The following is a 10,181-nucleotide window of genomic DNA, read 5'->3' as shown; positions in this document are numbered from 1 at the left end:
CCGCCCCCCGCCCCCCCGCCCCCCCCCCCAACTAAAAGTAATAGCGGTGATGTGTTGAGTCTTCAATGCAATCATCTGCTTTAAAAATGCAGCACGATTTACACAAACAAAAAAGCCATAGCATGTTCGCTATGGCTTTCTTATTTCGATTCGATTACTTGGCTTGAGTATCGAGCATCACTTGCCAGTATTCACACTTAGCCAAGAACTCTTTTAAATACAGCTCTGGGTTCGCAAGCTTCTCACCGCCTTTAACATCAGCCCCTGTCACTCGCCAAAAACCACGAGTTACCAAGTTTCTGTGGTAAATGAAATCGTTGAGTTCATTTGTCTTCAAAGGAAGTAGCTCACCAAACGCCTGTTCGTAGTGGTTCAGCGTTGTCGCTTGCTCACTTGGTTTCTCCCTTAAAAAGGTATCCAAATCCAAACCTAATGACTGTTGCTGCTCTTTTGATAGTTCTTTAGCTAATTTAGAGATAACACTGAACAGAGCCAACTCAACTTTTTGAGACGCTAATAGCGATGCACCTAAAAGCGCATGTTCATTGGTAATGTGTTGATCTGTTGATGATACGGTCGCTGTTGTCACGGTGTTACCTCAAATAATCATTATTGGTATGACTGAATAGGCGTTTTTTGATTACGCACTTTTACTTAGCTGGATAGAGTCTAGCTGTTGAACAGAGTCTTTTAACTGAGTAGAGCTTTGTGGCTGAATACGCTCAGCATCTACAATGATGAAACCAGATGCGTCTTCACTCTTCTCGACTTTCACTAACCCTTTAAAACCAATCTGCGACAGCTTCGTTGCAAGTTGATCAGGTGCCGTTTCAAAAACAACGTTCATAAAAGGCAAAGACTCAGCGTCAACAAAACCATGCTCGTTAAACAGCTCCATTGCTTGAGATAAATGGTCTGAGTCGGTTAATTCAATAATTTCTACAACTTCTTCCAACAACATTTTCGATTCCATATTCGCCAGAAAGTGACTGACACAAGCACTTACGTTTTGCTTGCATACATTTTGATGCCCAAAGACACCCCTTTAGTAGTAGGGAGATCATAACATATTAATAATCGTAAAATATGTTTTATTTTCCCTAAGCTATTGGGAATATTAGAGAACAATAGAAACGGCTAAAGCATGGACAGAGCAATCCGTCTCATCAAACGACGCCTAATTTCAAGCCTCCGTAACTTGGTAATCGCTCGTTTCTACAATCGATTCCTTCAACAACCCAGCATAAATTCCATTGTGAGCTACCAACTGTTGATGGCTGCCTTGCTCAACAATTTCACCCTTTTCCAGCACTAGAATCGTGTCAGAGTGGCGAACGGTGCTCAGACGGTGCGCAATCGCAATCACGGTTTTTTCCTTAAACAGACGCTGCATCGCTTTTTGGATGAGATCTTCGGTTATGGAATCCACCGAACTGGTTGCCTCATCAAGCATCATCAATTGTCCACCTTGGGCGACCGCTCTTGCAAATGAGATAAGTTGAGTTTGCCCAACAGACAAGTTGGAGCCGTTCTTCTCTAATTGGAAGTCATACCCTTGTGGCAATTGTTCAATAAACTTATTGGCATAAACATAGCGCGCAGCCTGTTCAACCTCAGCTCTAGATAGGTGTGATTTACCCAATGCAATATTGAACTGAATCGTCTCTTCAAATAGGTGGACATCTTGCATCATCATCGAAAAAAGATGCGCAGAGTCTTCGCTTGAAATCTGTGACAGTTCAATACCATTCAACAGAATACTACCTTCATAGTCTTGGTAGGTTTTAGATATCAAGCGTAAAATCGTAGACTTACCCGAACCAGTCGAACCCACAAGTGCGATTTGATGCCCTTTCTCCAACATAAAAGAGACACTCTTTAAAACATACGGAGAATCGTCTTTGTAACGGAAGCTCACGTTTTTAAATTCAAGGCTTACAAAGTTTTTTAACTGTTGTTCAACCTTGTTCGATAGCAATAAGTTGCGCCCTTCTTCTTCAGTCGGCTCAACAAACAGCTCTTCAATGTGGTCGAACGCAGCAAATGAGCTCTGAATTGAAGCAATCTGCGACGTAAAATCACGAATCGGTACAAACACTTTCTCCAAGGTGTTGATGAAAGCGATCAGCACGCCTAGAGTCAATGCCCCTTCTATAACTTGCTCAGATCCATACCAAATCATGATCGCGATAGTGATTGAGGTAATACCTGAAATAAACGAAAACAAAATCGCATCGTATTTATTAATCTTTTTCTGCGCTCTAAGAAACTCGTCAGTATAGCTTTGGTATCGTTGCTCTACTTGCTCTTCCGCTCGGTACATCTGAACAGTTTTCATACCAAACAAGACTTCTTGTAAAAAGCCAATACCACGAGCTAACGTAGAGCGGGTAACCTTATACAATGCCCGGAGTCGGTTACGCACGTACACCGTCAAATACATCACTGGCGGCATGATAACTAATACAATCAGTGTTAGTTGCCAATCAATGAAGAACATCATTACTAGCAAAGCTATTGTGTTGATACTGTCTTTTACTAACCCAACGACCGACTGAATAAACGTTTCACCAATGGTTTCTAAATCACTCGTAAGGCGGGAAAGCGTTACCCCAATAGGCGTATTATCGAAATAGCTGCGCGGCAATTTGAGCACGCGAGCAAACAGTACAGATCGCATGTCTGTTATCGTGTATTGGCCCGTTTTACGCAGATTATACGAATAGATGGTATCCACTACATAACTAACCACAAGAACAATAACCATATAGAAAACATACTCGAGCAGCCCATCCATATCGCCTTGGCTCAGATGAACATCGATCACTTGAATGATTAACCACGGAAACAACAAGCTAGTGATGACTGAGAATGGAAGCATGGCGATCCCCAGAATCGCAGAACCTTTGTATTTCTTAGCAAACTTAAAAAAGTGCTTAAGATACTTAAGATCAACACCTTTTAACATGCTGCGGCCTCCGTTTCATTCTGCTGTAATTGCCATGTTTCATAATAATAAGCACACGTTTTTAATAACGTGGTGTGGTCACCTTTTGCAATCACCTTGCCTTCATTTAGCACGATAATTTCATCCATATACTCAAGGGCATTGACACGGTGTGACACTACAAGAACCGACTGGTTCTCTAAGCGCGTGAACAAACCTTCTAAGATCTTTCTCTCGGTTTCATAATCAACCGCAGATAGAACGTTATCCATGATGATTAAATCAGTTGGTTGCAGCAAAGCTCGCGCAATACTGAGGCGTTGCTTTTGTCCACCGGACAGCATGATGCCTTTCTCACCGACTAAGGTTTGATCGCCATGTTCAAAACGTGTGACATCATTGGCTAACTGACTCAGTTCTAAAACTTCATCAACCTGACTCTTCGCTAATTCAGTGTCAGAACTACCAAAACGAATATTATCTTCGACAGTTGCGGAGAACAGATAAGGGTCTTGAGTAACGGTTTTAACATAGCGACGCAGATCGCTGCGTGAGAAACTGGTTACATCTCTGTCACCGAGAAAAACAGAACTTTCAGGAACATCCAAATGGTGATTCAAACAGTTTACTAATGTCGTTTTCCCCGAACCAATCCCCCCTAGTACGCCGATTTTCTTACCCGCTGGAATATCAAAACTGATGTTATCGAGAATCGTTCGTTCTTCACCAGAATAGCGAAAGCTAAGGTTACGAATAGAAAACGTTTTTCCCTTCAGAGATTTAACATCGAGTTCAGTCAGCTTGTCTTCATCAAGCTCTGGAACTTTCGCATTGAGAATAGTTTGCACACTTTGAATACCCACCATGCCACGCTGATAAATCGTTGCGATTCTACCTAACTGCATCAATGGCATTGCGAGTAAAACCGAGTAAGTCAGGAACGCCGTTATCTCACCTAGAGTTAACTCTTGTCTCATTAACATGTAACCACCCAACCCAAGAATTATGATTTTCATCAGGTCATTGGCGTAATCAAGCACAGGCATGAAGAAGACTTGGATACGAGTGATCTTTAAACGACATTCAAGCAATAACTGGTTGAGTTTCTCGGTTTCAGATTTCGCCCAAGGTGACATCTGTTGGCTCTTAATCAAATCAATCCCTGACAGGTAACTCATCAACTGAGCGGACAGGTTTTGTAAACGTTTCATGTGATCTAAATGCAGCGCTTTCATACGCTTAAAACCCACTCGAAAAATCACAAAAGCGATTGAGATAGGGATAATCGAGTAGAGCGTGAGTTCCGGGGATATACGCCACATGTAAAGAGGTGTCAGTGACAATGCAAGCAGCGCATTAAAGAACTGAAGGAACCCGACACCAAACAACAAGCGTATCCCGCCAAGGTCATTATTAATAATGGATATTAACCGACCAGAAGCAAAACGTTCATGAAAGCTATTCGGCAAACGATTCAGCTTTTGTAGTAACGTACTTTTAAGTGCAGCCTCTGTGATTCGCCCGGGATTAAGCGCATAAATACGAGACAGAATACGTACCACAACCATGGCGACTGACATACCAACCACGATCCAGACGTAGGTTTGAAGCTGCTGATGACCACTTGAAGAGGCATCATCAATCAAATCGATGGCTAATTGAATATAACGAGGGATCTCAACTTGTAACCAGTTGACGAGGAAAATGAACACAACCGCCAACAAGTAAGAGGTGCGATTCATGCGCAGGTAATGGGCAATAAACTGTCTTTTATTCATAGTATTCTTTGTTAAGGGCAGGCTCACGGTGATTTAACCGTTTTTTATTTGATGCTTGATCATTTGATCGGGCGAGATTGGTCAATCATTGAGGTAAAGATACATCAAAAACACTTAGTTGACAATATCAACCACATTCATTTTTGTCGATTCCTTAGGACATTATGAATATCGGTACTGGCGAAAAAGAACGACTTCTGAAACAATTTTGCCGCCTTAATGGCGGCAAATAATTTTAGCAATCCATAAAGACTAAAGAAGAACTTCTACGTTGTTATTCACAATGTCTACCGAACGTTTTACTTCGCTTCCTATTGCCGACGGGTACCAGATTTCAACCCAAACCTTCTGAACATGATTCGGTATCAGAAGCGTCGTTGAATATTCAATGTCTTCATTGATTGGGCTTCTCAACACTTGTGATGTGTAGTCGACAACATCTCCATTGAACTCAGTATAGATAGTCATGAATCCTCGAGTGCTTTGCGAGCTCGCCACATCAACTTTAACAGAAACCTCTCTCTCGGTAGAAAAATCAAAGCCTTCAGGTATAGATAGCTCAACCGATTTCAAAGATTGTTGTATCGGCATTGATGCAGACGTTACAGCGGTATTTCCCGCTGCTGGCGTATTGCTTGGTGGAACAACAGAGCTTGGGGATGAAGCGCTACTTCCGCCACCACCGCCGCCACAAGCAGAAAGGAACATAAGGGTCACACCACTCAAAATTAGTTTGATTGTTTTCATAAATCCTCCTGATTAGTCTTCCGTTGACCAAGTTTTGTTGGCGTTAGGGTTTTGGTACCACGTTGGTTTAGAAACACCACCGGATGTAGCCCACTCTGCGAACTCTGGGTATGCCTCACTGATATCAATATATTCTGACGGGTGGTTCCATGGCGATGAAATCAAGATTCCCCAAGGCATGTTTTGCGTGGTTCGATAATATTTGTCACTTGAAGGATCAGAGTCGTCTTGTGCGATGCCATAGAAGTCGCTGACCAACGTACCTCTAGATGTTGGAGGGAAGTCTGCTGTGTGTATTTCTAAGTCTTTGCCCGGAGATGTAGCGAAGCTATCACCATGGTATTGACCTTCTCCTGCTCCAAAGATGAACGGGTCAAAACCACTCAACGGCATCAGTGAACTCACCGTTGGTTCACTTCCAGCGATAAATGGCAACGAAATACTGAACGTCATTTGTTCGGATTCCAAAGACGGACTACAAGAAGGGTTAGTACGGTGGAACATACATTCACCATGAATAGGCAAATCATTTTTGAGGTTCAAAGAAGCCACCACGACGAGATCACCTCCCGGCGATGCAATTTGTTTGTCCTCTCCAGTAAACGGAGAGATATCAACACGAGTCACACCATTTCTTTGTACTCTAGACGTTTGAAGATCGACATCTGACTCGTCAAAACCATTTAGTTTCCACCCCAACCCGTTGCCGTAAGATGCGCCATAAGCCATTATGGTTCCTGTTACGTCCATTCGAAGCACAACATCATCTTTACTGATTATGGTCGTGCGGTAGTAAACCACAACATCATTCAAGTCAAAATCACCAACCTCTGGCCAGTTATCTTCAAAGGCTGCAGTGTAGTAATTAGAGTGTTGAACCGTAGTTCCTGCGTCAGTGACGTTAAATACGTAATCCTCTACCTCACCATCGCCAACATAACCATCACTTGGAATATTAGGACTACTCGCTAAACGAAATCGAGTTTGCACTAAACCAACGGAGGCTTCATCTCCAACGCGAATCGCAACAACCTGACTTCCACTGACTACAGAATGGTTTTTCAATATTTGTTCATCATCATCGAAAGTCCCGTCCATATCCCAATCAGCCCAAGCCTGAAGGTAACCACTGCCCACTACGTTAACGTTGATTAGACTGTCTAAGCCGATCTCTAGGTTGGACAACAAGGCGATACCGTCATCATCGTTGCCACCAATATCTAGGTCATCACCATTGGAAGCTGCACCTGGTTGACCATCGGTATCAGCATCAATGCTAACTCCTAAATAAAGCGTCGAAGAAATGGCATGTTCAGCCCCATTATTCGCCTGCAATGTTCCATAGCTATCGGGAGCGTCGCCAAAATCAGATTCGTCAGAACTTTCAATAGGCGTTGTAAACCCTGACAGGTCCCAGTTTCCGTCGAATGCAGAGAAGATTGGATTTGGGAAAGAACTACCACTTGTTGTTACGGTTTCAAATTGTAGAGTAACGATTGAAGTGTTTTTATAGGTAAATTTAACAGCACCTGACGTGTCTGTTTCGGAGTAATTAGTACCAGGTCCAGTGAAGAGCACTGAAGTTCCATCCGCACTCTCTTCTGCGGTCAAACTCGCACTAGCACTACCGAGCTGATAACTATAGAAGCCTTCGCTCTTAAAAACTCGAACTTGCTCTGACTGCACAGGCTCCCCATCTATGTCGTAACCAATCATGTCAAATTCGGGAATCGTGTAAGGTTCAGAAAACGTACCCGATAAACCGTCTGTTCCGTCAAAAAACTCAAAAGTGTATATTAAGCCTGCAGCCCCGGCAGAGTTGGTCTGATAGAGAAAGCCGATATCTCCAGAGGGCTGAATTGCACCAACTTTGTAGTTAGGGGCATGGAATACAAAAGAAGCATCTCCAAAAACACTACTTGATACTTTGGCGTCAATTACTTTTCCGTCGTGTGTGCCGACGTTGAGAAAATGCATGTCAGGCCCATCATAGGTAGGCCCGGCCCAACCACTGCTGCCGTCCGTTGATTCAACATGGTTAGAAAAATCCAAATCTACCGTCGCTGCGTAGACAGGGACACTGACCGCTACCGTTATAAGTGAAATAACTTGCTTATATCTCATAGTAAACCTCTATTTCTTCTTCGCCAGAGCGAATTCCTTGAAAAAAAGTATGTGAACTCTGAACGACGATTAAATAATGATTTTCCATTTCCTTAGGGATTTCGGAGAGCCTAGGTAGTGGTTTGTTATTTTGGTGCCGACAAATCGAGCTGCTTAGTAGATAAAGCAAAAGAAGCGCCAAGTTTTTAACCTTTACAAAAACAACAATAAACAATTGAAATAATTAACAAAAAAGCAAATAAGGAATAAAAATGGGAGTTAAATAGAGAGAATATTCAAAATAGGAATCAATTTGATGGAATACAAGTCAACTTGAAAACCAATAAGTCAAAAGCGTGAGTTAAGGGGATAAACACAAACAATCGTCGCTAGATAATCTGAGGATAAATTAATATTGATGAGCCAAAGGAGGTAATTCTGAAAAGTCGTATGAGTTTTCATGATTAGAAAAAACTGCCTAAAGTACTTCACTGTTAAGCAGTTAGTTTTTGAACAACTCAAGACAACCGTTCATTTTGAATGGGTATTAGAGCTTTTTTGCTAAAGCTTTTTAATCTAAAGCATCTCTTTAGCAATTAAATGCAGTAAAAAGGTTTCACGCTCAATACTCATGCCCTTTTTAGGGCTCTCAGCCATGGTCTTTTCATTATGAGCAATTGCTTCATGGATATTCATCCAAACCGGTTTCATACCGTTTTTTACTTCATAGTCTTCGTAAGCCGTTTCACCAAGCTCACGATCAATCTTGCACGAGTAGCAGTAAGAGATCATGTGCATCATGTCGGCATCATTTTTATACCAAGGACGAAATTCTTCAAAAATACCGAACGGTTTAATGCTGTGAATATTCTTTGCGCCAGTCTCTTCTTCCAGTTCACGGACCATGCCTGCGATCACGTCTTCACCGTCATCTAAACCGCCACCAGGGATGGTATAGTCATGGTAGCGCTCTGTATAAAGCATCAGGATGTCTTCGCCATCTAAAACAATGGCACGGGCAGCATTACGCTTATATACCGTTTTATTGTCTAGGTGTTCAATATCAGGGTGGATAGTGGTTTTTAGATGTCTCATGGGTCTGACTGCTCAACTGAATTTGGCGGCATCATACCATACCCTTTAATAGATTCGAGGTTCATAACCAACCACAAACACACATCCCCTCTCCATTTCACCGACGTTAACTCATGGTTATCGGTGCAGAATAATCAACTCAGAGCCATTCATCGAACGAGCACAGTCTAGCTATCGCGCCAATTAATTTAGCTGACCCAACACTCAAAAAGCAGTTAAACATGAAGAAATATCATCCTATTTCAATATCTTGACCAAATTAGCACAACCTTTTCTGAAATCTAAAATATACTCATTTCATAGAGCTTCTAAACTGGTTCTGTAGAACTTAACGCATTCACTTTTAGAGTTATCACGTAGGAGATAAACATGAAGAAAATTGGTTTGATGGCTGTATTTGTCGTTGTATTAGGCGGTTGTGCAAATGACTATGCAGAATATAGCGAAGGCCAACGTGTATCAGTCGCTAACCCAGCTGCGGTTTACTGTGTTCAACAGGATGGTGAGTTAGATACTGTCACTGAAAACGATCAACGCACAACTTACTGTGTATTCGAAGACGGTGAGCGCATTGAACAGTGGGAGTACTACCGTAACAATCAGGAACAAGAAACAGAAACACAAAGTTAATCGCTGTAATACCAAGCCTCACCGTGAAGGTTTCATCTTGTTCAATTCTCTAAATTACGTAAACTGTCTGCTGTTATGGCAGCGGTTTACCGTACACACCCAACAATTGCACACTGTTTTATTTCTGACATTCCTCTGACATTGTCAAATTGCCGCCCGATAGAATGCCCGCCTGTTACACATATTTACATACAGAATTATTTATGAAAAACCAGTCTGATACTAAAACGCAAAAACATATGTCATTTGAACTCCCGGAGTTCACTCTTTCGCAGTCGACCTCTCAAGTGATCTATAAACGATGCCAAACAGCGTTAGTCGTTCTAGCAATTAGTATTGTTGCGAACCTTGCACTTCGCATTGATTTTGTATTGTTGAATGGCAATGTCGGTGAAATCTCAGTGACTGAAATGCTGCAGCAGTTGCTGCTTATTGTCACATCTGGATCTTTTGCCTATCTCGCAAGAGAAAAAAGCGAGGTTAAACATGCGGCTCTACTCATTAGTGCATTCTTCGCTGTGATGTTTATTCGTGAAATGGACTTTTGGTTTGACAAGATCGTACACGGCGCGTGGGTTTACCCGGCTATTTTTCTAGCTGGTAGCGCCATCTTTTATGCTATTAGGAATGGTAAGCGTACCATTGACCAATTGGCGCTGATTCTAGCCTCTCCTCATATGAACCTGCTGGTTACTGGCCTAATGATCTTGTTGGTATTTTCTCGCCTGTTTGGCATGGGAAGTTTTTGGCACAATGTTATGGGTGATGATTACGTTCGTGTGGTTAAAAACATCGCTGAAGAAGGCACTGAACTTCTAGCTTATTGTTTGATTGCTTTTGCAAGCTTAAAGACCGTTATTGGTATCACGAGAAAGAAATAG

At 42.2% G+C, this 10,181-nt stretch carries 9 protein-coding genes; 2 read left to right on the top strand and 7 right to left on the bottom strand.

The annotated features are described in order from the left end of the window. Positions 1-154 precede the first annotated feature (154 nt). The 7 genes from AACW75_RS07710 to AACW75_RS07680 all read right to left on the bottom strand — a co-directional run bounded on the left by AACW75_RS07710 (position 155) and on the right by AACW75_RS07680 (position 8,670). Entirely contained in the window at positions 155-589 is a 435-nt protein-coding gene (locus tag AACW75_RS07710; RefSeq protein ID WP_145571628.1) for a hypothetical protein, read from the bottom strand. Between the two features lie 51 nt (positions 590-640). After that, positions 641-961, bottom strand: coding sequence for a hypothetical protein (locus tag AACW75_RS07705; protein WP_145571626.1), 321 nt, complete (start codon positions 959-961; stop codon positions 641-643). A 222-nt stretch (positions 962-1,183) separates the two neighbouring features. Continuing rightward, positions 1,184-2,968, bottom strand: coding sequence for an ABC transporter ATP-binding protein (locus tag AACW75_RS07700; RefSeq protein WP_017075797.1), 1,785 nt, complete (start codon positions 2,966-2,968; stop codon positions 1,184-1,186). Beyond that, a complete protein-coding gene (locus AACW75_RS07695; protein ID WP_145571624.1) occupies positions 2,962-4,725 on the bottom strand; it encodes an ABC transporter ATP-binding protein in 1,764 nt (587 codons plus the stop codon). The genes AACW75_RS07700 and AACW75_RS07695 overlap by 7 nt, the downstream gene beginning before the upstream one ends. Positions 4,726-4,977: 252 nt before the next feature. Beyond that, complete coding sequence (locus AACW75_RS07690; RefSeq protein ID WP_135457543.1) at positions 4,978-5,472, bottom strand: hypothetical protein; 495 nt, start codon at positions 5,470-5,472, stop codon at positions 4,978-4,980. 12 nt (positions 5,473-5,484) lie between these two features. Further along, positions 5,485-7,596 (bottom strand): LruC domain-containing protein, encoded by a 2,112-nt coding sequence (locus AACW75_RS07685; RefSeq protein ID WP_145571622.1) that lies wholly within the window; start codon positions 7,594-7,596, stop codon positions 5,485-5,487. 555 nt (positions 7,597-8,151) lie between these two features. Next, a complete protein-coding gene (locus tag AACW75_RS07680; RefSeq protein ID WP_135457539.1) occupies positions 8,152-8,670 on the bottom strand; it encodes an NUDIX hydrolase in 519 nt (172 codons plus the stop codon). 369 nt (positions 8,671-9,039) lie between these two features. On the opposite strand from AACW75_RS07680, the gene AACW75_RS07675 reads away from it, so the two are divergent. Together AACW75_RS07675 and AACW75_RS07670 are read left to right on the top strand one after the other, a co-directional pair. Beyond that, a complete protein-coding gene (locus AACW75_RS07675; RefSeq protein ID WP_017075802.1) occupies positions 9,040-9,300 on the top strand; it encodes a putative hemolysin in 261 nt (86 codons plus the stop codon). Positions 9,301-9,503: 203 nt separating this feature from the next. Beyond that, a complete protein-coding gene (locus AACW75_RS07670) occupies positions 9,504-10,181 on the top strand; it encodes a hypothetical protein (protein WP_135457537.1) in 678 nt (225 codons plus the stop codon).

This window comes from Vibrio sp. L3-7 (assembly GCF_963898195.1).
Taxonomy (GTDB): Bacteria; Pseudomonadota; Gammaproteobacteria; order Enterobacterales; family Vibrionaceae; genus Vibrio; species Vibrio echinoideorum.
This window is presented reverse-complemented; position numbering and strand designations above follow the sequence as displayed.